This is a genomic window from Microcoleus sp. BR0-C5 (genome assembly GCF_036705045.1).
Classification (GTDB): Bacteria; Cyanobacteriota; Cyanobacteriia; order Cyanobacteriales; family Microcoleaceae; genus Microcoleus.
On record NZ_JAUBTR010000006.1, the window covers coordinates 21,586 to 47,200 of the forward strand.

At 46.3% G+C, this 25,615-nt stretch carries 15 protein-coding genes; 7 read left to right on the plus strand and 8 right to left on the minus strand.

Annotated features, from left to right (window positions below; translation table 11 throughout):
* Positions 1-153 precede the first annotated feature (153 nt).
* From QUB08_RS04525 to QUB08_RS04535, 3 genes are all read right to left on the minus strand, one after another.
* The gene (locus tag QUB08_RS04525; RefSeq protein WP_333223652.1) at positions 154-2,667 is read right to left on the minus strand and encodes an MASE1 domain-containing protein; all 2,514 of its coding nucleotides are present in this window, start codon (positions 2,665-2,667) and stop codon (positions 154-156) included.
* Between the two features lie 561 nt (positions 2,668-3,228).
* On the minus strand, positions 3,229-4,536 hold the full coding sequence (locus QUB08_RS04530; protein WP_333223728.1) for an ABC transporter substrate-binding protein: 1,308 nt from the start codon (positions 4,534-4,536) through the stop codon (positions 3,229-3,231).
* Positions 4,537-4,891: 355 nt separating this feature from the next.
* Positions 4,892-5,818 carry an RsmB/NOP family class I SAM-dependent RNA methyltransferase gene (locus QUB08_RS04535; RefSeq protein WP_333223653.1) on the minus strand — a complete coding sequence of 309 codons (927 nt, stop codon included), beginning with the start codon at positions 5,816-5,818 and terminating at the stop codon, positions 4,892-4,894.
* Between the two features lie 409 nt (positions 5,819-6,227).
* Here QUB08_RS04535 and QUB08_RS04540 point away from each other — a divergent pair, with 409 nt between their 5' ends.
* The 3 genes from QUB08_RS04540 to fmt all read left to right on the plus strand — a co-directional run bounded on the left by QUB08_RS04540 (position 6,228) and on the right by fmt (position 9,923).
* A complete protein-coding gene (locus QUB08_RS04540) occupies positions 6,228-6,395 on the plus strand; it encodes a hypothetical protein (protein WP_333223654.1) in 168 nt (55 codons plus the stop codon).
* On the plus strand, positions 6,358-8,481 hold the full coding sequence (locus tag QUB08_RS04545; RefSeq protein WP_333223655.1) for a tetratricopeptide repeat protein: 2,124 nt from the start codon (positions 6,358-6,360) through the stop codon (positions 8,479-8,481). Before QUB08_RS04540 ends, QUB08_RS04545 begins: the two co-directional genes overlap by 38 nt.
* A 443-nt stretch (positions 8,482-8,924) precedes the next feature.
* A complete protein-coding gene (gene fmt, locus QUB08_RS04550) occupies positions 8,925-9,923 on the plus strand; it encodes a methionyl-tRNA formyltransferase (RefSeq protein WP_333223656.1) in 999 nt (332 codons plus the stop codon).
* An 84-nt stretch (positions 9,924-10,007) separates the two neighbouring features.
* On the opposite strand, the gene QUB08_RS04555 is transcribed toward fmt, so the two are convergent.
* The 3 genes from QUB08_RS04555 to QUB08_RS04565 all read right to left on the minus strand — a co-directional run bounded on the left by QUB08_RS04555 (position 10,008) and on the right by QUB08_RS04565 (position 13,300).
* Positions 10,008-11,249: an exonuclease SbcCD subunit D gene (locus QUB08_RS04555; protein ID WP_333223657.1), complete on the minus strand. Its 1,242-nt coding sequence runs from the start codon at positions 11,247-11,249 to the stop codon at positions 10,008-10,010.
* Between the two features lie 109 nt (positions 11,250-11,358).
* A complete protein-coding gene (locus tag QUB08_RS04560) occupies positions 11,359-11,934 on the minus strand; it encodes a Uma2 family endonuclease (protein ID WP_333223658.1) in 576 nt (191 codons plus the stop codon).
* An 88-nt stretch (positions 11,935-12,022) separates the two neighbouring features.
* Positions 12,023-13,300 (minus strand): ATP-dependent DNA ligase, encoded by a 1,278-nt coding sequence (locus QUB08_RS04565; protein ID WP_333223659.1) that lies wholly within the window; start codon positions 13,298-13,300, stop codon positions 12,023-12,025.
* A 351-nt stretch (positions 13,301-13,651) separates the two neighbouring features.
* Here QUB08_RS04565 and QUB08_RS04570 point away from each other — a divergent pair, with 351 nt between their 5' ends.
* The 3 genes from QUB08_RS04570 to QUB08_RS04580 all read left to right on the plus strand — a co-directional run bounded on the left by QUB08_RS04570 (position 13,652) and on the right by QUB08_RS04580 (position 21,270).
* Complete coding sequence (locus QUB08_RS04570) at positions 13,652-13,957, plus strand: glutaredoxin family protein (protein WP_333223729.1); 306 nt, start codon at positions 13,652-13,654, stop codon at positions 13,955-13,957.
* 199 nt (positions 13,958-14,156) lie between these two features.
* Positions 14,157-15,716, plus strand: a complete 1,560-nt coding sequence (locus QUB08_RS04575; protein WP_333223660.1) for a UDP-N-acetylmuramoyl-L-alanyl-D-glutamate--2,6-diaminopimelate ligase — start codon at positions 14,157-14,159, stop codon at positions 15,714-15,716.
* 169 nt (positions 15,717-15,885) lie between these two features.
* Positions 15,886-21,270 carry an AAA family ATPase gene (locus QUB08_RS04580; RefSeq protein ID WP_333223661.1) on the plus strand — a complete coding sequence of 1,795 codons (5,385 nt, stop codon included), beginning with the start codon at positions 15,886-15,888 and terminating at the stop codon, positions 21,268-21,270.
* Positions 21,271-21,501: 231 nt separating this feature from the next.
* Here the strand turns inward: QUB08_RS04580 and QUB08_RS04585 are convergent, their stop codons facing one another.
* On the minus strand, positions 21,502-23,118 hold the full coding sequence (locus QUB08_RS04585; RefSeq protein ID WP_333223662.1) for a HAMP domain-containing sensor histidine kinase: 1,617 nt from the start codon (positions 23,116-23,118) through the stop codon (positions 21,502-21,504).
* Between the two features lie 268 nt (positions 23,119-23,386).
* Here QUB08_RS04585 and QUB08_RS04590 point away from each other — a divergent pair, with 268 nt between their 5' ends.
* Positions 23,387-24,793, plus strand: a complete 1,407-nt coding sequence (locus QUB08_RS04590) for a TldD/PmbA family protein (protein ID WP_333223663.1) — start codon at positions 23,387-23,389, stop codon at positions 24,791-24,793.
* Positions 24,794-25,104: 311 nt separating this feature from the next.
* Here QUB08_RS04590 and patX read toward each other — a convergent pair whose 3' ends face one another.
* Entirely contained in the window at positions 25,105-25,308 is a 204-nt protein-coding gene (gene patX / locus QUB08_RS04595) for a heterocyst-inhibiting protein PatX (RefSeq protein ID WP_333223664.1), read from the minus strand.
* Between the last annotated feature and the right edge of the window lie 307 nt (positions 25,309-25,615).

The window sequence follows — 25,615 nt, forward strand, 5'->3', positions numbered from 1 at the left end:
TATATATTATATTAGAAAAACATAGTAAAAAAAACTGAGTTTATAAAGTGATAAATTATGTACCCAATCTCCATAACTGCTAGCGAAATAATCAGCAAACTGCGGCGGAGAGAAATAAAATTGGCAGGCATAGAAAATAACTGTCAAAAAAGCTTATTGGTCAGACTTTTCGGTTGAGATTGAAAGGTCGGGGAAAATAGCTGGCAGCCGAATGGTAAAAGTAGAACCTTTGCCCTCCTCGCTCAATGCAGTAATGTCTCCGCCCATCATTTCGCAGAATTTCTTAGTAATCGTCAGCCCCAAACCAGTGCCGCCATACTTCTTAGTAGTTGAGGAATCGGCTTGGGTGAAAGGCTCAAAGATTCTGGCTAACTGTTCGGGACTCATGCCAATGCCGGTATCTTTGATTGTAAAAACGATCCATTCTTGAGGGGAAGACAAGAGAGACAAGGTATTTTCAGCTTGACCATCTCCTCTATATGCTCCAAGTCTTTTGCATCTCTTGGCAGCCTCGGCGGGGGTTTCGACAGAGCGAGTAACGGCGAAGGTAATCGCGCCGGCGCGAGTAAATTTCGAGGCATTGCTGAGGAGGTTGAGCAGAGACTGCCGGAGTTTAGTCAAGTCGGTGTGCATCGAGCCAATATCCTTGGGGCATTGTATTTCTAGCATATTGGTATTTTTGTCTGCCATCGGCGCGATCGTGGCAACTACTTCCTTAACCAGAGTTGCAATGCTGAAGGTTTCGAGGTGGAAGTCGATGCGGCCTGCTTCAATTTTGGTCAAGTCGAGAATATCTTTAATCAGCGCGAGTAGGTGCTGGCCGGCCGTGTTAATTCTCTGGAGGTCGTCGATGAACTCTTCGGCACCAAGGTCTCGGGCGTCTTCTTGCAGGATCTCGCTGTAGCCGATGATGGCGTTGAGGGGGGTTCTGAGTTCGTGACTCATGTTAGCGAGAAAAATGCTTTTGGATCTATTTGCAGCTTCGGCGGCTAATGCGGCCCGGCGGAATTCTTCGGAACGCAAGCGTTCGGTGATGTCGGTGGTCATGATTAAAACGCACTGAGTGCTGCCGAGGTGGATGAGTTCCACTGACATCAGCCAGTCGCGCACTTCGTCGGCTTTGGTGCGAATTTTGATTTCTTGGTTGCTGATCGAATTTTGTGATTGCAAAATCTGGGCGAGCCGCCCCCCGTCTTCTGAATTGACAAACATTCCTAAGTCGCTGGGAGTCCGGCCGATAAATTCGTGCCGCAGCCAGCCTAATGAGCGCAAAAAGCTTTCGTTGGCATCGAGGAAGCATCCGTCTGTGAGGGTGCAGATGCTGATCCCGACTGGGGAGGCGTGAAAGGCCTTGGAAAATCTTTCTTCTGAAGAACGCAGGGCGGCTTCGGCTTGCTTTCTGTCTGTGATGTCTTGGACTGTGCTGGTGATGTAGAGGGAGGTGACGGCGGCTTGTTCGTAGACTGTGCGGTTGCTACCGTCGGGGAGTATGAGCCTGTAGTCGATGCTGTAAGGCTGTTGCTGAAATAAAGCGGCTTCGATCGAGGTTTTGACTAATTCTTTGTCTTCAGGGTGCACGTATTCCAAGAAGCCTTGAAGGCTGGGTTCAAAAGTTCCCGGTTCCTCTCCCAGGATGCGATAAATTTCCTCTGACCACCGCAATTGCTGGGTATTGCGGTCTAAGTCCCAGTTGCCTAGCTGGGCGATGCGCTGGGCGTTAGCGAGGCTGGCTTCGCTGGCGCGCAGGGAGGCTTCTGCTTGGTGGCGTTCGGCGACGGTGGCAGCTAAGACTAAGCCGGTGACGGCGATGACGGCGATGAAGGCTTGCAGGGATAACAGTGCTTGGGGGATACTGCTGGCGTGTTTTAGGAAGGGGCCGCTGCCTCGGGCGATACCCCAGATGGCGAAGCCGCAGAGGATGAGGTTGGAGAGGGCGGTGTAGCGCTGACCGAATCGAAAGGCAGCCCAAACTACTAGGGGAAAGGGTAAGTATTCGAGGGGATAGCGGGCGTAGGCGGCGCGGGTGCGGGAGCAAAAGACGAGCCAGCCGACTGCTAGTAGCAGCAGCAGCCAAATCGCTCGTTCAACTATCTGTTGGCGATGGGTGGGGACTTTGGGCAATTGTTGCCACGTCAGTAGCAGCGGGGCGACGAGCACAATTCCCATAGCGTCTCCTACCCACCAAGTCCCCCAAATCGTGCCAAAATCGCTCCAGCTAGATAAACCGGTCAGGCATACGAGGATGCTGCCGATGGTGGAGTTGATCAGGGTAGATCCCAAGGCTGCTAGTCCGACTATTCCTAAAACGTCTTTGAGCCGATCGAGCCTAGCGCTAAAGTTAATGCCCTGGAGTAGATAAGTTCCCGTCCACGCTTGCAGGGTTCTGGCGCCTGCCGAGATCAATGCCGTGCCGATGTTGGCCGACGGTACGCTCATGCTGAATAGGAAGCCTCCGATCGCGATTCCCGGCCACAGTTGTCGCCCAAACAGCAGCAGGGCGACTTGGGCAATTCCTGCTGCTGGCCACATCGGGTAAATTTCTGAACTGAGGGTGAGGCTGGAAATGGCGAATTGCGAGGCCCAATAGTAGACCAGGGCGATCGCGCCTACTGCGAGGAAGTACCGCCAGGAATGTCCTTTGATTGCATTAAGGAACTTTGTCTGCATTGTCGTTTGGGGAAAAGGTGAACGGTTGTTGGGATCTCAGTATGTGGCACGGGACAGGCACAGGGTAGGGAAAATGTTTCTATTAGGTGATGGTAGGTCATGAGTGGTAGGTACTGGGAGAAGCTTTTGAGCTAAATTTTTGTGGCCGTTGAGGGAGCGGTTTTTTTGTTCGATCAAATCTGCCCATGAATTTCGGGAGTGTCGCTTTTTTGTAAATATATCTCTAATGGCTAAGCAATTGGTTTGTAATTTTTTGGTTTTTGTTAAAAATTTATTACCAAGCGAGAGCGGGTGTCTTTTTGTGTCGGGCGATCGTAACTCAATTCACCATCACATCTTGCATCACGATCAATAATACCTAAAATACCTAAAATACCAATAACAGCGACGTAAAATCTATGCTTTTAGGTCTGTTTGGGGTAAGCAAAACGGTTTCTGATTAGAAGTGCAGGCGGTAGTGATTTTCCCTTGATTTTTAACCAATCAATCGAGGCTTCAAGTCTTTCGCTTGAATACAGTGAAAGCGGAGAATTTACAGCTAATAAAAATATTTTTTATTGTCTATTTCTCCTTGGCTGTTGCAATATCTAAGGTTAGTGTCAAACGCTCTTGAGATTCTTTAAGGGCGTCTTGGGGGTTGCGGCCCAGAAGGGTTGCCTCTATGGCGCGACCGAGGTTTTCTGACAGGCGGGAGTAACCTGATATAATGGGTCGCGCTCTGGCTGAGTTCATTTGTTCTAAAAATACTCGCAAAACAGGGTTTTTTTCCACAAAGCTTTGATAAGCTTGGCTCTGTCTCGATTTTAAGTTAATGGGCAAGTAACCTGTTCCCAATGCCCATGCTGTTTGGAATTCTTCACCTATAACGTATTCTAAGAATACTAGGGCTGCTCGCTCTCGTTCTGGCGAGGTTTTCATTAAAAATAGGTTTTCACCCCCTACTACGGCTGCGGGGCGTTTGAGGATCGGTAAAGGCATTGCTGCGTAGTCGATCGCACTTTGCTGCAACTGTGCTAGCGTCCACGGCCCCGTGAGTTGCATGGCGACTTTCCCGGCGATGAAATTGTCGAGTTCGTAACCGCGTTCGGGTGCTGACAATATTGCTGAACCTTCTTTTAACAAGTCGCTCCACAATTCTAAGGCGGCGTGAGAACCGGGATTATCTATTTGGGGTACAGGACTTTGAGGTATTTCGCCTTTGAATTCGCCGCCTGCGCTGAACATGAATGGCAGCCAGGTAAATACTGTCCATTCTCCTTTGCCTAGGGGGATCACTATGCCGTGTTGGTCTGTGCGGCCGTCTCCGTTGGTATCTCGCGTGAGCGATCGGGCTACTTGCTTTAATTGCGCCCAATTCTGGGGCACTTTTTTGATTCCTGCTGCTGCAAATAAGCTGGGACGGTAAAAGATGGCGACGTTGTTTGTGCCTAGAGGAACTGACCAAGTGTGTCCGCCAAGTTCCATTGACTCGAAGAGGGCCGGGTCGATTTCGGCTTTCCGGGGCGATTTGTCGAGCCAGTTTTCTAAGGGTTCAATTGCGTCGAGTTCTGCTAGTTTTCCTGCAATTGAGGGGCCATTCCACAGCACATCCGGCGGTGCATTTCCAACTATTGCTGTGAGTATTTTTGGTAGTTGTTGGTCGGGCTGACCGATGTAAACTGGTTTGATCTGGATGTTGGGATGTGTTTTGTTAAATTGGTCTGTGAGGGTTTGAAATACGTCGCGGTTTGGCGGAGGATTGATGCCGTGCCAGAGTGTGAGTTCGATCGGTTCGCCGTTTTTTGATGCGGGTGTGATGCTGTTTTGACAACCGCTTAATATTAGCAAACTTAAAGTTAGGAAAATGCAGGCTGCACGTTTTGTTTGCAGTCGATAGCGGTTGTCATTTGAGTAGGTACACGGCAGTCCCAAGGCGTGAAAAATTAAGACCAAAACCCATAAGAAATCTCGCTTGTCGTCGAGTCTATATCCCCCTAAATCCCCCTTAATAAGACCCACTTTGAGAATATTTCTTGTCCCCCCCTTATTAAGGGGGGTTAGGGGGGATCTAGACTTTGATACAAACAATAGAGACGATCGGTTTAACGTTAAGTTGTCACCTCTTGGCAGTGCCTTGTCCCTACTGTATTTCAGATAATTAAAAAATGCTGCGGTCGCATTGTGTAGCTGTCGGTAAATTGCTGTAGCGAATTGAGATAAAATCATTTTCAATAAAAGCGGATAATTACAGAGTAAAACGAGCTAAATCTAGAAAATCTGCTGGTAGCTGATTTCTCTCTCCATCCGAGGTGTTTTGAAACAAAACGGTGAAAGCTCCTGCTCCTAGTCTATCTTGCGGCCACATCCGATAGCAAGGAATTTCTGTCAGGTGCGATCGATATTTTTCTAAATGAGGAACAGTGACTGGCCGAAATTCGGGGAATTTGCTTAACAGCCATTCGATGACTTGTTCATTTTCTGCGGTTGAATAAGTGCAGGTCATGTATGCAAGATAACCTTGGGGCGCTACAATTTTAGCAGAATTGGCTAAAATTCTTTTTTGGCGGTTGGCATTGCTGTTGATGGTGACATGATGAAAGCAGCCGGGTGCTTTGTCTCCTTTTGCTAAGAGTGATTGACCGGTACAAGGAGCATCTACTATTACTAAATTAGCCGTTTGTGGCATCTTTTCGGCAAGTATTTTGGAATCGACGTTAGCGGCGGCGGATGGTTGAATTTGGCAGCGTCTTAAATTAGAGATCAGCATTCCCATGCGTTTGCCTATGACTTCGTTGCACAACAGCAATTCTGGGTTTAATGTTTTCCAGGCCAATATACTTTTTCCTCCGGGGGCGGCGCACATATCTAAGATTAGTTTGATTGGCTGGGGTATTGTTAATAATGTGGAGGCGGCGAAGATTGAGGAAAAGTCGAGACAGTAGTAATGTCCTGTTTGATGTAAGGAATGTTTTCCCGGCTTGGATTCTAAGACCAGTCTATCTACAAATTCTGGTTGCCAAGCCACAGGAGTTTCTATATTAAATGGGTTTTCTGTTGGTTTTGGTTGCAGCCACAAGATGGCAGGATTAAAAGGTTGGGGTTTGCTGACTGCTTGAATAAATTTTTCTTGTTCTGCGGTGTCTGTAAATAAGCTGCGGCTGAGTTTAAGCAAGAGATTCGAGGGTTTTTCCATGTTCGAGGAGATATGATCGCAATTTTGACAACTTTACCACCTATAGATTGTAGGCGATCGTCCTTCGGAACACCCCTCTCTCACTTTAATCAAGCAGTCCTAGGGTGGGTCGCCATTAAAAATCCCAAAGAGGGGGGGGAGGGGGTTTTGATCGTTTGTCGATGGGTAGCAAATATGTGGATGAACCCGCCCCTACATGAATGGTAAAATTATTGGTATAATCTTCAATAAAATCCGTAGGGACGGGTTCACCGCTCAATTTTGCCACCCACCCACCAATCATCTGAATAAACCCGCCCCCACCCCAGCAACAGCCCCAAATAACGCTTAGATTCCATCAATATCTTGTTGATCAAACCTTAACCCTACAAAATAGGAGCAATTTTTTATGACGAAATCATTACCAGGAAAAAAAAGTGTTTTGGTTCAGATTAGAGATGATGCTAATGCGAAACTTTTTTCCCCAGAATATCAAGCAGATATCCAAGCTATAACCGCCCTCTCTATTGCCAATATCAATGCAGACACTGCGATTTCTATTGCCAACCAAGATTAATTCAGAAAACGCTAACAAACAAATAAAACTACAAGAAAATATTTCTATTCTCCAAGCCTTGCAACATCACGCCACCCTTGATGTCACAAGGGAACAAGGCGAATTAAACCGAGGTTTACAGCAATACCTCGCAGAAATGAATATCGCTTTTCAAGGCAATGAAGGTATGCTTAACCGCGAGTTACAAGATAAATTAGCGCATTTTAATTGGGATTTTCAAGCCAATGAAGGCAAACTAAACCGCGAACACAGCGCCCAATTCGAAGTATTGCGCGCCGAATTGCAAAAATTCTGCATCGCCGAACAGCGTCAACTCCAACTAGAATTAAAACAGTTAGATGCTCTCTTAGCACGAGAGATTGCTCAGGCAAATCGCGAAACAGCAATTGCCACCATTGTCAAACAAAAAAACTTAGAGAATTCTCCAATTCTAGTCACCGCCGAAAACATTATTGCCAACATCAACCCCGAAGATATACCCATTTTACGAGTTTTCTTATCACCGCCAGTCTTGACTCACGATGCTGCTAGACCAAATCAAAACTTTCCGGTATCTGAGGAATTTTTAAGCAATTATCTGCGAAACTTCCTAGACAAGTATATCACCGAGGGCCGGTCAGTGCAATTTATGGGCGGTTATTGGCGGAGTAATGTTTTTCGGGAAGAAGCGGCGGCGGAAAACTTATTTGCAGGTTTGCGGGTAATTCCCACACTCATTTTAGACTCATCCGCCACGCCCGATGACTTTTATTTGCGCTTTGGCTTTTGGCATATTAATTTCAAAAAATATCGTTACCAAACCCCAATTCATCAATTACCTTGGGTTGAGGTATTGTATGATTTTGCCAAACAACGGGCTGTGAATTGGCAAGGGAAACGACAAGCGTATATAGACTCTGGTAAGCCTGTGGCTGATTTTGATAGCCGTTATGGTGAGGAAACAGTTCAAGGCTATCAGCAAAATTTACGAATTTCGGAAATTGAACGCCGTGCCCTAGAGGAAGGAGAAGATTTAAGCGAAATTCATCGCCCTTATCATTTGCACAAAAATGATTACAATGATTTGGCCGAATTTATCGGGATATTCCATGCTTTAATCGCGGGGTTAATTGTTGATGAATATTGTCTGATATTTCTGCCTCCCAACGAGCAAAAAACACCTTTGCTGCCGCAGTTACTCCCGGAAATGTTGGCAAAAATGCCCGCAGAGGAACAGCAGACTGTCATAGAAATTGCAGTGGGTTATTATCAGGCATTATATGACAACTTGGCTGAAGAAGAGTCGGCATTAATTCCTGATTTGCGTTTGGATTTAGCTGTATCTCTGTTGAGTTTGACTGACAAGCAGTGGGCCACAGCACAGTTATATTTGTCTGTCCAAGATTGGTTAAAACTGCATGGTTTGCCGATTCCAGAACAAAGTCAGTTATTAAATGCTTTGGCTGCGGCTTTAACCATTGATGATTTGCCCTATGTAACAAAGCTAAATCAATGTTTGCAAGGTTGGGGGGCGGATTTACAACTAAGCGTCATTGAGTCTTGTTGGCAACGGGGTTTACAACGAGCAAACAATGGGGAATATTCCTCGGCAATTACCGATTTTTCTCAAGTTTTACAGTTAGATAATTCTCGCTTATACGCCAAGATTCAGCGCGGTTTGGCTTATTATCAAGTTGGCGAGTATCAGGGCGCTATTGCCGATTTTGACCAGGTACTGCGATTAAATTCTAATGATGCTCATACTTACCATCATCGCGGGCTAGTTTATCATAAATTAGGACAGTTAGAACAGGCAATTGAAGATTTTAATCGCGCTTTGCAAATTGATCCGAGTTTACCGGGTGTACTCCCTATTTGCGATGTGGCTTTGGGTACATTAGAGGAGAGAAAACGGGAAGCAGAAGCGGAACGTCAGCGCGAGGACGAAGAAAAAAGGGCGCGTCAACGCCGGGAAGCAGAAGCAATAGTACCTCAACGTCAAGCAACCGCAGGGAAACCTTTGAACCCGGAGGAAGAAGATAGCGCAGGGCTGTCTTGCCTGTGTGTAATCTTCTTTGGTTTTGTGCTCTATTTCATGTTCCGGTAGTGCGTTAGCGCTTTAAAAAAATTTCAGGAGCGATCGCAAATCCGGTTAAATAGACATAATTTCGGTAGGGGCGGGTTCACCGAAATATTTGTCACCCATCGACAAATTATCAAACCCGCCCCCACCCCACCGAGATGTTAAATAATTGATGGAATTTAAGGGTTGTTTGGGGTTATTGGTTGGGTGGGGGCGGGTTTATAGATATTTGGGGTGTCAATTAGAGATTGTTGGTGAACCCGCCCCTACAGGTTTTATTGAAGATTTTACCAAGAATTTGACCATCTATGTAGGGGGGGTTCACGCCTGATACTTACAACCCATCGACAAACGATCAAAACCCGCTCCCACCTCACTATAAACTGCCGGCTTGTATAGATTTTGGCTAAACACGCCTCTATAATATGTTATGGTTTTTTGGGGCCGTTCTATTTAACTAAAAGTATATGAAAATTGTTTTTTTTGGCACTCCAGATTTTGCTGTTCCTACTTTATCCAGTCTGCTAAGTCACCCAGAATTTGAGGTAGTGGCTGTGGTGACTCAGCCGGATAAACGTCGGGGAAGAGGGAATCAATTGATGCCTTCACCTGTAAAAGATGTGGCTTTAAATCACAGTCTCCCGGTTTGGCAGCCGCAGCGAATCAAGAAGGATGCGGAAACACTTGCTAAGTTGCGGGAAGTGGAAGCTGATGTGTTTGTGGTGGTGGCTTATGGCCAAATTCTTTCTCAAGAAATTCTGGATATTCCTAGTTTGGCTTGCGTTAATGTTCACGGTTCAATTTTGCCGAAGTATCGCGGTGCGGCGCCGATTCAGCGCTGTCTTTTTGACGGGGAAAAGACAACAGGAATTACTACTATGCTGATGGATGCGGGCATGGATACTGGGGCGATGCTGTTGAAGGCTTTTGCTGGTATATCGCTGTTGGATAATGCTGATTCTTTGGCGGATAGGTTGGCGGAAGTTGGGGCGGATTTGTTGATAGAAACTTTGGTTGAATTGAGGGATGGGGAAGTTAAGTCTGTTGTTCAAGATGATGCTGAGGCGACTTATGCACCGATGATTAAGAGTGCCGATTATGTGCTCGATTGGTCGAAAAGTGCGATCGACCTTCACAATCAAGTTAGGGGCTTTTTCCCGGATTGCACAACCAGTTTTCGCGGCAATTCTCTGAAGGTGATAGCTACTGTGCCCGTCGGGCCGGAATATTGGCTGCAAATGCCAGCGGATTTGAGAGTTTTGGAACGCGAATGGCCTGTTTTGACCACGTTGTCGGGCGCAAATGGGGAAGTTGTTAAGGTTGTGAAGGGGTTGGGGGCGATCGTCCAAACCGGCGATGGTTTGTTATTGTTGCGGGAGGTGCAGTTGGCGGGGAAAAAGGTGCAGTCTGGGGTGGATTTTGCCAACGGAACTCGGTTGGTTGTAGGGGAAGTTTTTGGGGGTTAAATTGTATGTTTAGGGGGGCATCCTGCCCACCCTACAATATTTGGCAGCCAAATCATCCTGTAATTTAGATGCGCGATTCTTGACCTAAAATTCCACCAAAACTTCCTCCGGGCCGCCCAACAAACCCTGTGCCGCCTCTAACATACTCTCAGCAACATCTTTCAAATCTTCGCGACTTGCCAGATAAGTTTTCAAAGCATCTAACGGTTCTATACTATTATTAGCATTCAATTCTGGCAACCGCGGCCTTGCTAGCTGACTGACTAATTCCGGTTGAATTGTGTAGCTGTGCGCTTCGCCCAGAAGTGTGTGCAATTCTCCGTTGTCGATTAAATCCAATTGTTCCGATCGCAATTGGTAAATTAATCTCACAACCGCGTCTTGGATCTCTTTCTTGCCAATAGCTTTAACTAACTCGGCTTGCGGGTTTTCCGATTCGGAAACATTCACTTTAATAGTCTGAAACACCCGCACGGGCAAAGTGCAAAATTCCCACTCAGCTTTTCCGCGTTCCAAATTAACTAACACAAAACCTTTGTCTTCTTTCTCTTCACTAAAATCAACTCGTTCGATACTTCCCGGATAAATTACGGGCGGATTGTTGGAAGCATTAAGATTTTGGTGTTTGTGTACGTGGCCGAGGGCGACGTAATCAAAACAAGGGCGAGTTAGCATGGAAACGGGAATGTTAAAACCTTTTCCAACTGCTAAAAAACGTTCGGCGCCCAAACTTGCTTTATCTGCCATTAAGTGCGCTAAAAGTACGGTTGGGATTTCGGGGTTGAGGCGGCGGATTTCGCCTTCCATTGCGATCGTCAGTTTTTCGGTTAATAATTGGTTAACATCGCCCATAGACAGGCTTTCAGTCTCGGATCGTGTCATTAAGGTCGATCGAGTCAACCAAGGTAATGTTACCACCTGTACGGGCCCGCTGCGAGTTTGAATCAGGTGAGTGTCCAGGCGATCGCCTACAATAAACTTAGGTATTCCCAAAGTCCGATATATCCCCAAACTCGCACCACCTTGTCCCTGGGAATGTTGGTCGTGATTTCCTACTAGCAAAACCGTCGGAATTTGCGCGTCAACTAAACGGCTGAATTGGCGAGCAAAAGCCTCTTTGACAAACGGTGGAGGCGTCGAATCCGGGAAAGCATCACCGCCGAATATGACTAAATCTACGGGTTCAGAAATTGCTCTATCCATACATTTGCTCAGCGTCGCCGCGAAGTCTTCCAGCCGCGTATTTAAACCGGTTTCTGGATTAATCCTGCCGTGAGAAAAGCCGCTGCCCATGTGGATATCTGAAAGGTGAAGAACTTTAATCATTGTTTTTTCTATTTGTTAGCTATCGTTTCGTTTCCTAGTAATGACTTCAGTCCTCAGAATAAGGACTTGCATTCCTGAGTGCGAACCAAAGAAAGTTTTTTTTCATATATCACAATATCAGGCCGGGGACTTTTTGATAAACTTGTGCGATCGGGCAGCGAAAATCTATACTCATTAACTCTAACTCATCTCCTTGTCGGTAAATCTGAGAAAACCAATTCCCCTCAGCATTGAGTCGAAAACACTCAATTTTAATCTCAGATTGAGTGATTAACACATATTCTTGTAAACTCGATGCAGTTTGGTAATCGACAAATTTATCGCCCCTGTCAAAAGATGCAGTTGAGGGCGACAATACCTCAACTACCAAAGATGGATATAAAATGAAGTCTTCAGTAGAACTTGTATCTCTTTCGTCGCAAGTCACCGCTACATCAGGATAGTAATAGCAATTTGCCTCTTCCAGTCGGACTTTTATATCTGATGAAAGAACTAAGCAGGAACTCTCGCGCAGATGATTGTTAAGCAAACTTGCTAAATTTACTGAAATAACAATATGAGGTTTTTTTGCCCCCGTCATTGCATAAACGTGTCCGCGTCTGTATTCGTGTTTGATGGGGCTTACTCGTTCGCCTTCTAGGTACTCTTCTGGGGAGATGTAGAAATTATTTTTGCTAACAAACATTGATGTGTCCTCCGATATTTTTATTTGACACTATTGGTTAATAATCGCATACCCGCCTGGGAAACAGCCGTGCCGTTTCCCTACAAATTTAACAAAATTCCAGAAATCGTGCGTGCCATAATTTGCCACTTTCCGTCAAACCCTGCGATCGCACTTTAATTTTGACACTTTTGGGGTTAGCCTCGTAGAGTCGGGCAATTTCCTGCATTTCCTCCCCGCTAAACCCGGTTCCCACGGTTCCTACTGGGACTAATTTGCCATCAATTTCTTGCGCTACTTTGACGGCGCTAAAGGGTCGCCCCGCAACTTTTGTCGCCGTCAAACCCACAATAAACAAATCGTGTTCTTGACAGTATTTAGTCCTCACCATCGGATATTTCTTAACATCTTTTCCGCCGACATAGTGACAGTTGTGCAACACCCAAACTTCGCCTTCTTTATTTTCAGATTCCTGCTGATTTGCCAGGAGGAGTTTTTCGGCGGTGGTGCGAAATGTCGGTACAACTTCAAAGGCTGGGGATAAATTCGCCAGCAGTTCGCCAACTTCAACTCCCGCTGCAATACGTTCGGATTCTGCCACGGTAGTTAAATCATTGCCTTTGAAAAACAAAATTTTAAAAATGGCATAAATTGCGTTGGGATGGATTGTCGGAAAACCACTTTCAATATTAACTGTAGCAGCTTGGGCGCCGGTGCGGTGTTCGCTGCCCGTACAGCTTTTGTAATACAGTTCGCCGTCTAAAACAAAGGTGCCAATTTTAGCGGCTGTGTCGATTAATGTGCGATCGATCTCAACCGATGCCTGTTGCCGCAGGTTAGTCGATCGCGATTGGTAGTATACTTTATCTGGCGTCGCAATGACCACTACTCGATTGCCGTCGCGCTTTGGCTGTCCCCAATAATCGGGGTTTTCTATGTAATAAGAACGTTCACTCGGCGCGTCCACTGGCTGCATCGTTACTATCCTTCCCGGCTGTAAATGCGGTGGCAATTCGGGAACTACGGGGTTATTAACAGTCTCTATTTTGGCAGTGGTAGTTGATTTTGCAGCCGGAGCAAGATTGGTGCTAGAGTTGTTGGGAGGATTTTGGGCGATCGGCTTTTCTCCGGTTTCCAATTCAAACGCTCTTTTCCAAAAGCCAAAAGCCATTTCCGGGTATCCTTCCGACTCCGCGCACAGTGCAAAACCAATAACTTTTGCCGTACCAATTCCGCGCCCGTAATCAGCCAAATACTGCACTGCCCCCGCTTCTCCCATCAAGTGCAATCCTCGCGTGACGATGCGATTGTTCCAGCGTTCTCGAATGTCGGCGCTAATTTTTTTGGCTGCTTTTCGCTTGGCTTCTGCGTATTCGGTGCAGTCCATACTGCCTCCTTTATGTAGGGATATTTATATACTATACTAGACCTTGATTTATTCGTCAAGTTTGATTTGACAATTAGGTGGTGTGAATAAATTTAACTCTTTCATTTGTGAACTAGATTTATTTTTTAACCGCAGAGGCGCAGAGGGCACAGAGGAAGAGAAGAAAGAGAGGTATGGGGTTGTAGTGTTTTGATTGTCAAGCGCGGTAATCTGTTCGCTGCCAATGCTAAGATAACTTCGATCGCGCATTGCGACCAATAAAGCCGTGAGTTGCGTCTTACTCGCGTTGAGTTCGCCAATTTGCGATCGCACGTTCGAGAATTTAAGATCCAGTTTAATCTTACTGTTATGATGCGATTGATTTTGTACAGCAAACCCGGATGCCACTTGTGCGAAGGGTTGCAAGAAAAACTCGAACAGATTGAAAGCCTCAAGTTTCAACTCGAAGTCAGAGATATTACCGAACGCGATGACTGGTTTCAAGCTTATCAGTACGAAGTTCCAGTTTTGTTTAAAGTGCAGCCCCAGCCAATAAATTCTGTTGGCGAGGCTGCTTTTTCCGCTGAAGAACTGTTACCCCGTCCTTCTCCCCGCTGTAGTGTTGCCCAATTGGAGCAAATGTTACAGAAATATTTGCAAATTGATCTGTCACAATAATACGATTCACCCCAAAACTCAGGTTTTAATCCTGACATCGGGGTGCTCGGTGTGCAGCTTACTCTAGGTCGATAGATTTTACACCGCACATAAAAAAAACTAATGGTTTGCACCGCGCACAGCAAAAACCTGTAGAGAATGGCTCAAACAATGTGTTCCGCCAGTCATATTCAAGACATTCAAGTGAGGAGTTTTTCAGATGAAATTGAGAGAATTATTAGCAGCAGTTCCCAGTATTTCCTTTGACGCCCAACATCCCGCCCTCGATGCCGAAGTCAAGGGTTTATCGACTAATTCCCACGCTTGTCAGGCGGGCGATTTGTTTTTGGGAATGCCGGGAACTCGGGTTGATGGGGGAGATTTTTGGCAAAGTGCGATCGCCAGCGGTGCAATTGCGGCCATAATTTCCACCCAAGCAGCCGAGAAGACACCCCCCCAACCCCCCCTTAGCAAGGGGGGGCGAGAAGAGGTTCCTTCCCCCCTTAGCAAGGGGCTAGAAGAGGTTCCCTGCGTCATCGCAGCAGCCGATATGGCTCAAGTTTGCGGTCAAATAGCAACTGCTTTTTACGACAATCCAGCTAGCAAATTAAAACTTGTCGGCGTTACCGGGACTAACGGCAAAACTACAACAACTCATTTAATCGAATTTTTGCTCAATGAAATGCAGTTGCCGACGGCGATTTTCGGCACGCTTTACACTCGCTGGCCGGGCTTCCAACAAACTGCACTTTACACCACACCTTTTGCAGTTGACCTGCAAAAACAATTATCAGAAGCTGTAGCTGCCGGATGCAAACACGGCGTGATGGAAGTCAGTTCCCACGCATTAGCGCAGCAGCGAGTTTTAGGGTGTAGTTTTGAAGTGGCTGTCTTTACAAATTTGACTCAAGACCATCTCGATTATCACCGTGATATGGAGGATTATTTTGAGGCTAAATCGCTTTTATTTGGTTCGGATTACCTCAAAAAGCGCGCTGTAATTAATATTGACGACCCCTACGGGCTGCGGATAGTTGAAAGCATCAAATCTGACCGAGTTTGGAGTTACAGCACTGTTCTGAAAACCGCAGATTTGTATGCTTTTGATTTGGAGTATCAGCCCAATGGAGTTAAGGGAATGCTGCACACTCCGAAGGGCGAAACTGCTTTTTCTTTGCCTTTAGTCGGTCAGTTCAATTTATCAAATATGTTGGCTGCTGTCGGTGCTGTTTTAGAATTGGGTTTAGATTTGTCCGCCATTGTGGAGAAATTATCTCAGTTTTCTGGAGTTCCGGGACGGATGGAACGGGTGCAGATTAGTCCCGACCAAGATATTAGCGTCATTGTCGATTACGCGCACACTCCCGACAGTTTGGAGAACTTGTTGAAAGCGTCGCGGCCGTTTATTCCGGGTCAGATGATTTGCGTGTTTGGCTGCGGTGGCGATCGCGATCGCACTAAGCGCCCGATTATGGGTAAAATTGTTGCAGAATTAGCCGATTTAACTGTTGTTACTTCCGACAATCCGCGCACGGAAAATCCCGATCGCATTTTGGAGGATGTTTTAGCAGGAATTCCCGCCGCAGTAAAGCCGATCGTGATGTGCGATCGAGCCGCTGCAATTCGCACTGCTATTATGGACGCTAAACCCGGAGATGGCGTGCTGATTGCAGGGAAAGGACACGAAGATTATCAAATTTTGGGCACCGAAAAAGTCCATTTTGACGATCGAGAACAAGCGCGAGATGCCTTGAAAGCCCGAATGAATTCGGTTAACTGAATTCGCTTAACTGTTAACGGTTAACCGAATTCGGTTAACCCTTAACGGTTAGCTGTTCGCGGGCTGCGAAATTTGTTATATTTTTAAGTATTAAGACGAAGGAAGAATCTGATTTGCACTAGATTATAATAGTAAAACAAAATATTTTAACAGCAAAATAATTATTGTTATGATAGAACTAACTGGCTATCAAATTCTCGCTCGAATTTATTCAGGCACTCGCACCCTAGTTTATCGCGGAACTCGCCTCTGCGACCAAAAACCTGTCGCCATCAAAGTCTTGCGAAACGAGTATCCCAGCTTCAGCGAACTCTTGCATTTTCGCAATCAATACACGATCGCCAAAAACCTGAATTTGCCCGGAATCATTCAAACCTACAGCTTGGAACCCTACCGCAACGGCTATGCCCTGATTGTGGAAGATTTCGGGGGAATTTCTCTGAAGGAATGGACGGGGAAAGGGAAAACGGTGCAATCTTTGGTTGAGTTTTTCCAAATTACGATCGACCTCTGCAATACATTAGATATACTTTACCGCCACCGCATCATTCACAAAGACATTAAACCCGCTAATATTTTAATTAATCCTGAGACTAAACAAGTCAAACTCATTGACTTTAGTATTGCATCTTTGCTGCCGCGAGAAACTCAAACACTGATGAGTCCCAACGTGTTCGAAGGAACACTCAGCTATCTATCTCCCGAACAAACAGGAAGAATGAATCGCGGCATTGACTACCGCACAGATTTTTATTCTCTCGGTGTCACCTTTTACGAGTTGCTGACGGGAGAGTTGCCGTTTCAATCTAACGATCCGATGGAATTGGTACACTCTCATATTGCCAAACAACCGCCGCTGCTGGGCGAAAAAAAAAGGGGGGAAATTCCCCAAGTTCTCTGCGACATCGTGATGAAATTGATGGCGAAGAATGCCGAAGACCGTTATCAGAGTGCTTTGGGGCTGAAATTTGATTTAGAATTTTGTTTGCGTCAACTAAAAGAAAGTGGTAGAATAAAAGATTTTGCGATCGCGCGGCGGGATGTGTGCGATCGGTTCATCATACCAGAGAAACTCTACGGCAGAGAAACCGAAGTTGCCCAATTATTGGCAGCGTTCGATCGCATCTCTGGTTCCGAGACTCTTCCTGGGAACGAGGGAAAGCGCGAGTTAATGCTGGTGGCGGGTTTTTCCGGCATTGGCAAAACTGCCATTGTTAACGAAGTTCACAAACCAATTGTTCGCCAGCGCGGCTACTTCATCAAAGGCAAATTTGACCAATTTAATCGCAATATTCCCTTCTCAGCTTTTGTCCAAGCATTTCGAGAATTAATGGGTCAGTTGCTGAGTGAAAGCGAGGTTCAATTAGCAGCTTGGAAAACCAAAATTTTAGCTGCTTTGGGTGACATCGCGCAAGTAATTATTGAGGTAATTCCTGAACTAGAGCAAATTATCTCTCAACAGCCAACCGCAACAGAACTGTCTGGGACGGCGGCACAAAACCGCTTTAATTTACTATTTCAAAAATTCCTGCAAGTATTCACCACAAAAGAACATCCCTTAGTAATTTTCCTCGATGATTTGCAGTGGGCTGATTCGACCTCTTTGAAATTGATGCAGTTGTTGATGAGTGAGTCAGACGGCAGATATCTATTATTAATTGGAGCTTATCGCGACAATGAAGTTGCCGCCGCTCATCCTTTGATCTTGGCGCTAGAGGAGATTGGCAAAACACAAGCTGCAATCAAAACGATTACATTAGCCACGCTGAGTCAAACGAGTTTAAACCAACTGGTTGCCGATACGCTTAGCTGTTCCCCAGAAATCGCACAACCATTAACTCAAATAATTTATCAAAAAACCAAAGGCAATCCATTTTTTAGCGTGCAATTCCTGAAAATGCTGCACGATGAGGGGCTGATTCAGTTTGACTTTGATGGGGGCAATTGGCACTGCGACATTGCCAAAGTCCAAGCATTAGCAGTGACAGATGATATCGTTGACTTTATGGCGTTGAAGTTGCAAAAATTGCCGCCAGCGACTCAGAATGTGTTAAAGTTGGCAGCTTGTATTGGCAATCAATTTGATTTGGGTACTTTGGCTGTTGTTTCTGAGCAATTGGCAACGGAAACGGCGGCGGATTTGTGGAATGCCTTGCAAGAAGAGTTAATCCTGCCTGAAAGTGAAGTCTACAAGTTTTATCTGGGGCTGGAAAAACAGGATAGGGCACAAAATTCCGAGGTGGTGAATTACAAGTTTCTGCACGATCGCGTCCAGCAAGCCGCCTATTCCCTGATTCCTGAAGACCAAAAACAATCCGTCCATTTGCACATTGGGCAATTGCTATTGGCTCGAACCTCAGCAGAGCAACTAGACGAGAGAATTTTTGCGATTGTCAGTCAATTTAATCTGGGCATCGATCGCATTGGAATTCAGGAGCAGCGAGACCATCTAGCCAACCTCAATCTGAAGGCTGGGCGTAAAGCGCGACTCTCGGCTGCTTACCCAGCATCGGCTCAATACTGTGAGATAGGGCTGCAACTTTTAGCCACTGACAGTTCCGATCAATGGATCAGACAGCCCATTCTTACTTCCGAACTGCACATTGAAGCTGCTAATTCCGCCTGTCTGATTGGCGCATTTGAGCGGGTAGATGCTTGCGTCGAGGCAGTTCTCCAACATACGTCAAACCCCCTAGAACAAGTTAAAGCCTTAGAAATAAAGATTCAATCCTTGATTGCCCGCAATCAATTATCAGAGGCGATTCAGGTGGCACGGGCAATCCTTGAAGAGTTGGATGTGGACTTGCCAGAACATCCCACCCAAGACATGGTAGCCCCTGCTCTCAATGCTATTGGCGATCGACTGATGAGCGTAGATGTAATGAATTCACCAAGGATGAGCGATCCACAGAAGCTAGCTGCAATGAATATTCTCAGCAGTATGGCTTCAGCAGCCTATATGGGTTCGCCAGCCCTCTATCCCTTGATTGTTCTCAAACAAATTGAATTGTCACTTCAGTTTGGAAATGCTATCGAAACACCCTATGCTTATTCAACCTATGGACTAATTCTCTGTGCATTTGGTGGGGAAATTGTAGCCGGTAATCGTGCTGCTGATATCGCGATCGCCTTGATGGAAATGTTTAAAGCATCAAGTTTTAAAGCGAAAATTATCAATTTAGTTTATCCATTTGTTCGCATTTGGCAGGAGCCACTTCATACTGTACTGATGCCTTTGCTCGAAGGCTATCAAGCGGGTTTGGAAACGGGAGATTTGGAGTTCGCCGCTTACTGTGTGCATAACCGATGTGAACTTGCTTATGCGGCCGGAAATGAACTTCTACAACTGGGGCAAGAGAAAGAAATCTATGCCGAGGCGATCGCCCAACTCAAACAAACAACTGCTCTGAACTTTCACCAAATTCATCAACAAGCAGTTTTAAATTGGACAGGTGAAGCCGACGATCCGCAGAAACTCGTTGGAGCAGCTTACGATGAAACGACGCGATTACCTCAGCATCAGTCAGCGGGAGATACTTACTCGATCGGGAGCGTCTATGCTCATAAATTGGTTCTAGCTTACCATTTTGGGCAACCCCAAGAAGCTCTGGAAATGGCTCAAATTGCCGAGAAAACTATTGGTGGCATTATCGGAACTGTGTTCTATGGAGTCTTTTATTTCTATCATGCACTGACGTTACTCGCAAACACAAACACCTTGCCAATTAGTGAAGCGGTTACGAAGGATCTTGAGCAAATTACGAATTGGGCAACTCATGCACCCATGAACTTTGCCCACAAATGCGATTTAATTCGAGCCGAACAGCAGCGAGTTTTAGGACACAAAGCAGAGGCGATCGACCTCTACGATCGCGCCATTCAACTCGCCCAAGAAAACCAATTCCTCAACGAAGAAGCCCTCGCCCACGAACTCGCCGCTAAATTCTACCTCGGCTGGGGCAAAGAAAAAGTCGCCGCAGGCTATATGCAGGAAGCCTACTATTGTTACGCTCGCTGGGGAGCAAAAGCCAAAACCGATGACTTAGAAAAACGTTATCCCAATCTGCTGCGCCCCATCTTACAACAGTCCGGCCAACCCATCACTATTTTAGAAACCCTATCCACCCTTACCAATCCCACCTACTCAATTCATTCGATCACCCACCACACTACCTCAAGCACCTCCATTAACCAAGCTCTAGATTTTTCGACTCTGCTGCAAATCTCCCAAATGATCTCAAGCACGATCGACCTGGAGGAGTTGCTGCAAATTGTGACCCAAACCATGCTACAAAACTCTGGAGCCGATCGCTGTGCACTGATGCTCTGCCAAGATCAACAATGGCAAGTGCGGGCGATAGCTACGTGGGAAAACATGAGCCTGCAAAGGTCACCCCTAGAGAACAATCCCACCGTTCCCGTTAAATTAATCCAGTATGTCAAAAATACCCTAGCAACAGTTGCCATCGATCACCTCAAAACTGATCTGCCTGTGATTGACGATTATTTAGACCACCACCAACCAGAGAGTTTGCTGGGTTTGCCAATTCTAAATCAGGGAAATTTGGTCGGCATTTTGTATCTAGAAAATCGGATAACCAGGGGGGTGTTTAGTCGCGATCGCCTCCTAGTGCTGAATTTTCTCTCTAGTCAAGCGGCGATCGCTCTGGAAAATGCCCGCCTCTATCACCAAGTGCAGCAGACTTTGAATGAACTTCAGCAAACTCAGATGCAAATGATCCAAAGTGAAAAGATGTCAGCATTAGGTAATCTAGTGGCAGGGGTTGCCCATGAAATCAACAACCCCGTTGGTTTCATTGCCGGGAACATTAATGAAGCTCATGCTGGAGTCCAAGACTTAATTGATTATTTGCACCTCTATCAAGAAAAGTTTCCTCCATCGGAAGCAGAATTGATTAAGAAAGCAGAGGAAATAGATTTAGATTATCTAGTAGAAGATTTACCCAAAATGTTGAGTTCCATGAAAATAGGATGCGAGCGCATCAAAAACATCAGCACATCCCTCCGCACTTTCTCTCGCGCGGATACGGCACATAAAGTTGAGGCCAATATCCACGAAGGCCTCAATAGCACATTGATGATTTTACGCCATCGCCTGAAAGCGAATGACAAGCATCCTGAAATTGAAATCATTAAAGAGTACGGCAATATTCCCAAAGTAAAATGTTATTTGGGACAATTAAACCAGGTATTTATGAATTTGTTAGCAAATGCGATCGATGCCTTAGAAGAATCGAATCAAGGACGGAGTTTTGCCGAAATTCAAGCCCATCCCAATCACATCACTATTCGGACAAAAGTAGAAAGTGAAAAAGTAAAAATTTCCATCGCCGATAACGGAAACGGAATGTCAGAGGAGGTAAAAAATCGTATTTTCGATCATCTATTTACCACTAAAGATGTGGGCAAAGGGACTGGGTTAGGACTGGCGATCGCGCGTCAAATTGTAGAAGAAAAACACGGCGGCCAACTGAGTTGTTTTTCTACACCGGGAGAAGGAACGGAGTTTGTCATTGAAATTTTAATTGATTAATGCGATCGTGCTGTAGGGGCGGGTTTTACCAACAATATTTGAGGCTCACAAACAATCTATAAAAACCCGCCCCCACCCAACCAATAGCCCAGATTAACATGAGTTTCGCCCCCCTTCAAAAAATATCAATTCGGATTGGTCGTAGGGCTGGGGCGGGTTTATTATATTGTTCGTTTCTGACATAGATGGTTGGTTAAACCCGCCCCTACCGATTTTGCCAATAATTAATAACTATTGCAGCGGCAAAAATACCGTCATCACCTCGCCCTTTTGGGGTCGCTGGCGAATTACCAACTTCCCGCCAGCAGCCCGAAATAAATTCTTAGTCACGCTCAAGTTTAAACTCAAACTTCCCGTCTCCGGCTGCACCATCAACAAAGGCCCGATCGATCGCAAAGGAGCATTCGCCTTAGCTGCAAAAGTCGATGCGACATTACCTTCAGGTAGGTGTTCCGATTCCAACTGCAACTTTAACTGATCGCCCGCCAATGTCACCTCCACCTGAATGCGACTCCCGGAGGGCAAAGTTCGAGTAAAATTCTCAATCAAATTAGTTAAAACCTGATCCAGCATCGTCGGATCGCTGACTACCGCAGGCAACTTTTTCGGCACAATAACTTCCAAAGTGTGGTTTCGCACAGCCGCCTGTTTTTGCCAGCGGGGAATGCTATTTTGCAGCACTTCACCGAGGGACATTGCTGTTAGCTGCACGCCAGAATTTTTAGCTTGCGACATTTCCAATTCCACGGCCCGGAAAATTAAACCGAAGCGATCGATCTGAGCGGTACACTCAGCATCAATCATTTCCAAACGCTTGACCACCACCGGATCGAGTTTGGGACGTTTCAGCAACAATCGAGTCAGCGTGCGGATAGTAGCCAAAGGAGTGCGGACTTCGTGGGCGATCGCCTGTAGCAATTCCACCTCTTTAGTAGCGAGAGGAATTGGAGATTTGCAGTTGATATCTGTACCCGATAAATTGTGATGTCTATGGTTCAAACCATCATCAATTCTTTCATCCTTTATCCTGCCTGCTTCATCTTTCCCAACCGGCAAATTATGCAACAGCAACCGGCTGAACTGCATCACTGTTTGATAATTTGGCTCCACAGGCAAAAACTGCTGGAACAGCGCGTCTAATTTAGTAGAATTATTAGTTAATTGGCTAACGGGTAAATTGAAGCTACCGTCAGAATTGGCAAGCAAACATTCGCTTTCAGTCACCCTGCGCCGCAAAACCTCCCAAGCTTTGGCGACTACTTGCGGATCGAAAGAAAATAGAAAAGCCGGAATTCCTGCAGAATTTTCACCCAAAACCATCACCAGGCTAAAACTAGCAGTTAAAACCAAACAAAACTGCTCGTTGGCTAAGGGATCGCCACTTGCCAAAGCCAAAGCCGGGGCCGCCGCAGGGACTGATGTTTGCACATCCGCCGCCGGCATTAAAGCTAAAGTTTGTCTAGCCCGAAAAGACCACAAAGCTGCATCGTTGTCGGGAATACTGGTAAAAATCCAATTGGCAAAGCCGTTGGCCACAGCGGGCTGAGTCAAAACCGAAGACGGGCCCGACAAAACCAATCCTTGACAGGAATGGGGGATTGTCGATCGACAATTTGCTCGATCGGCATCTGTTTTTTGTCCTGATTTTTGCCGATCGAGCATTTGATTCAAAGTTGCGATCGCCCCGTACCATTCCTGTTCAGCTTTCAGCCGAGAAGCCCCACGGCTTACAGGACACCGATGGCGGTTGTTTTCTCCCGCCAACTTAGCATCAAAGAGACTCAGGTCATTTTCTTGGCCTTCGGAGGCTAAAATTTCGCTTATTGTCGGTAAAAAGTAAGTATTCACAGTTATAAACCCACCTTCGGAGGCATGAAGGGTGAAGTATTTATGTATAGGAAAGTTCAGGAGTTAGGAGTCAAGCACCAGCACGATCGAAAAATCCCGCATAATTTCTTGCGCCTTCCTCCTAACTCACAGGATATCCATATTTGTCAAGTAACGATATTGGCAGAACCGTACCAATAAGTCGCAATCTCCGCGCTTGGGGCGATATTTTGCACGATCGCCCTGACAAAAGTGCAAAATGAAGTAAGTTAAACACCGTGCTTTCCTTATGCCCACCTCGATCGCCGACTCGAAAAATCTGCTGTCAGACTTAATGGCACGCTACCGCCACCAAGTCGATTATCTGGCAATTCGACTGGAAGAAGCCGAAGGCACCGACATCCTGCTGCGGGGCGAAAAAATTGAAACCCTCAGCGAAGGAGTCTCAATTGGCGGCCAAGTCAGGGCTTGTCACAAAGGCGGCTGGGGCTTTGCCAGTTTTAACCGACTTTCCACCCTCGCCGAAAGAATCGAAGAAGCCATCGCCGCGGCTAAACTGATTGGCGAAGAAGAAACGATTCTCGCGCCAGTCACGCCCGTACAAGACATTTGCTTGCTGCCGCTGACAGGAACAGACCCCCGTCTGGTTCCCCTAATTGACAAAAAGCAATTGTGCGATCGCTACGCGGCCATTCTCCGCAGTATTGACCCCCGCATCGCCACAATCTCCGTGCGCTACGGCGACAGCACCCAGCGCATCATCCTCGCCACCTCCGAAGGCACCATGCTCGAACAAGGTTGGGCAGACATGGAAATGCGCTTTGCCGCCACAGCCCGCAGCGGGGAAACCGTACAAACCGGCCGCGAAACCACTGGTTCCCGCAAAGCTTACGAAGATTTAACCGATCTCGATGTTCAAGTTCGCAGCGCCGCCCAGAGAGCCGTAGACTCCCTAGCCTTACCCCCCGTCCAAGGCAACACCTACACCGTCGTCATCGACCCAATTTTGACCGGATTGTTCGTCCACGAAGCCTTCGGACACCTTTCCGAAGCCGACATGGCTTACGAAAATCCCGACATTTTGGAAATTATGACTCTCGGCCGCCAGTTCGGCCCCAAAAACTTGCAAATTTTCGACGGTGCAGCGCCAGAGGGACACCGGGGCAGCTATTTCTACGACGACGAAGGCACTCCCGCGACTACTACTCAGTTAATTAAAGACGGCGCTTTAGTCGGGCGGTTGCACTCGCGGGAAACGGCGGGCAAATTGGGAGAAACACCTACTGGCAATGCTCGCTGTTTGAATTATCATTATCCGCCGATCGTCCGCATGACGAATACTTGGATCGAACGAGGTGACACGCCAGTTGCTGACTTATTTTCTGGTATCAAAGAAGGAGTTTATGCGCGCAATTGGCAAGGCGGCATGACTAACGGCGAAATGTTTACTTTCAGTGCCGGCGAAGCTTGGATGATCCGCGACGGAAAACTCGACAATCCGGTGCGAGATGTTACTCTTTCGGGTAATGTTTTCAGCACTTTAGCTGATATTGAGGCGATCGGCGACGATTTCTACTGGGATGAATCCGGCGGCTGCGGCAAGGCAGGACAAAGCGGTTTGCCCGTGGGCTGCGGCGGCCCGAGTTTGCGGATTCGCGATGTCGTTGTTGGTGGCGAAGCTGCGGAAGAAGATTAAAGCTCCAAAAGTTGAAAAAAAAAAGGTAAAGCGTAAGATTCCTACTCGCGCTTTACCTTTCTTTTTTTTTGAGTGCAACATTTCCCGCCCGTTGGTGGTGTCTGATATCTTGAGGACGCTTGGCCAAAAAATCGGAATAGCGAACAATTATGCTTTGAGTCGTCAAATACGGCTGAAAAATCGGTTTTTTTGCTACGCAGTACGTAAGTCCGCAATTAATGGCTCGAAATCTTCAATTTTTATCTTTTTCTCCCAATTTTATATTCTCGCATTCTCCCCCTAATTCCCTGCAATTATCGCTTTTTTCGGCTTTATCTCCCGGTGCCTCGTTGTGGCGGCTCATCTTTACCGTTATCTGCGTCAAAAGTCGGAGTGCCAGCTAGAGTCGTTAAAATTTCTGAAGCAGAGTTGTCTTGAGCAAAAAAGGTCGATCGAGTTTCTAAGCTTTGAGCATTAACTGCGCCAGCACTCAGTAACAGGCTTGACATCAGGATGGAAGAGTAAACGCGCATCATAAATTTTGGTGTTTGTATTTTCCCCTTCTTAATACGCAGTCTGTACTCTGCTATCAGGATAAAAAAAATAATTGCGGTGAAATCATCAATTAGTAAGTGACTGCACCTACAATTTTTTTCAGTTTTGGTTAAAAGCTGGTGAAATCTATCATCTAGCTCGCTTGTTCGCGGGTAATTTCTAGTTCTCTGCTACTTGCGGGCTACCAGCAGAATTCAAGACCATGTTCAAAAAAATAATGCTACTCTTCTATGCCAGTCTTCCCAACCCTGGTAGTTATAAATCATTCCCAAATCTCAAATCTCAAAT

Excerpts from the sequence above, each read along its gene's own strand:
- QUB08_RS04525 (WP_333223652.1), bottom strand. The coding sequence starts at position 2,667 with ATGCAGACAAAGTTCCTTAATGCAATCAAAGGACATTCCTGGCGGTAC.
- QUB08_RS04540 (WP_333223654.1), top strand. The coding sequence starts at position 6,228 with ATGACGAAATCATTACCAGGAAAAAAAAGTGTTTTGGTTCAGATTAGA.
- QUB08_RS04545 (WP_333223655.1), top strand. The coding sequence starts at position 6,358 with ATGCAGACACTGCGATTTCTATTGCCAACCAAGATTAATTCAGAAAAC.
- fmt (WP_333223656.1), top strand. The coding sequence starts at position 8,925 with ATGAAAATTGTTTTTTTTGGCACTCCAGATTTTGCTGTTCCTACTTTA.
- QUB08_RS04555 (WP_333223657.1), bottom strand. The coding sequence starts at position 11,249 with ATGATTAAAGTTCTTCACCTTTCAGATATCCACATGGGCAGCGGCTTT.
- QUB08_RS04560 (WP_333223658.1), bottom strand. The coding sequence starts at position 11,934 with ATGTTTGTTAGCAAAAATAATTTCTACATCTCCCCAGAAGAGTACCTA.
- QUB08_RS04565 (WP_333223659.1), bottom strand. The coding sequence starts at position 13,300 with ATGGACTGCACCGAATACGCAGAAGCCAAGCGAAAAGCAGCCAAAAAA.
- QUB08_RS04570 (WP_333223729.1), top strand. The coding sequence starts at position 13,652 with ATGCGATTGATTTTGTACAGCAAACCCGGATGCCACTTGTGCGAAGGG.
- QUB08_RS04575 (WP_333223660.1), top strand. The coding sequence starts at position 14,157 with ATGAAATTGAGAGAATTATTAGCAGCAGTTCCCAGTATTTCCTTTGAC.
- QUB08_RS04580 (WP_333223661.1), top strand. The coding sequence starts at position 15,886 with ATGATAGAACTAACTGGCTATCAAATTCTCGCTCGAATTTATTCAGGC.
- QUB08_RS04590 (WP_333223663.1), top strand. The coding sequence starts at position 23,387 with ATGCCCACCTCGATCGCCGACTCGAAAAATCTGCTGTCAGACTTAATG.
- patX (WP_333223664.1), bottom strand. The coding sequence starts at position 25,308 with ATGATGCGCGTTTACTCTTCCATCCTGATGTCAAGCCTGTTACTGAGT.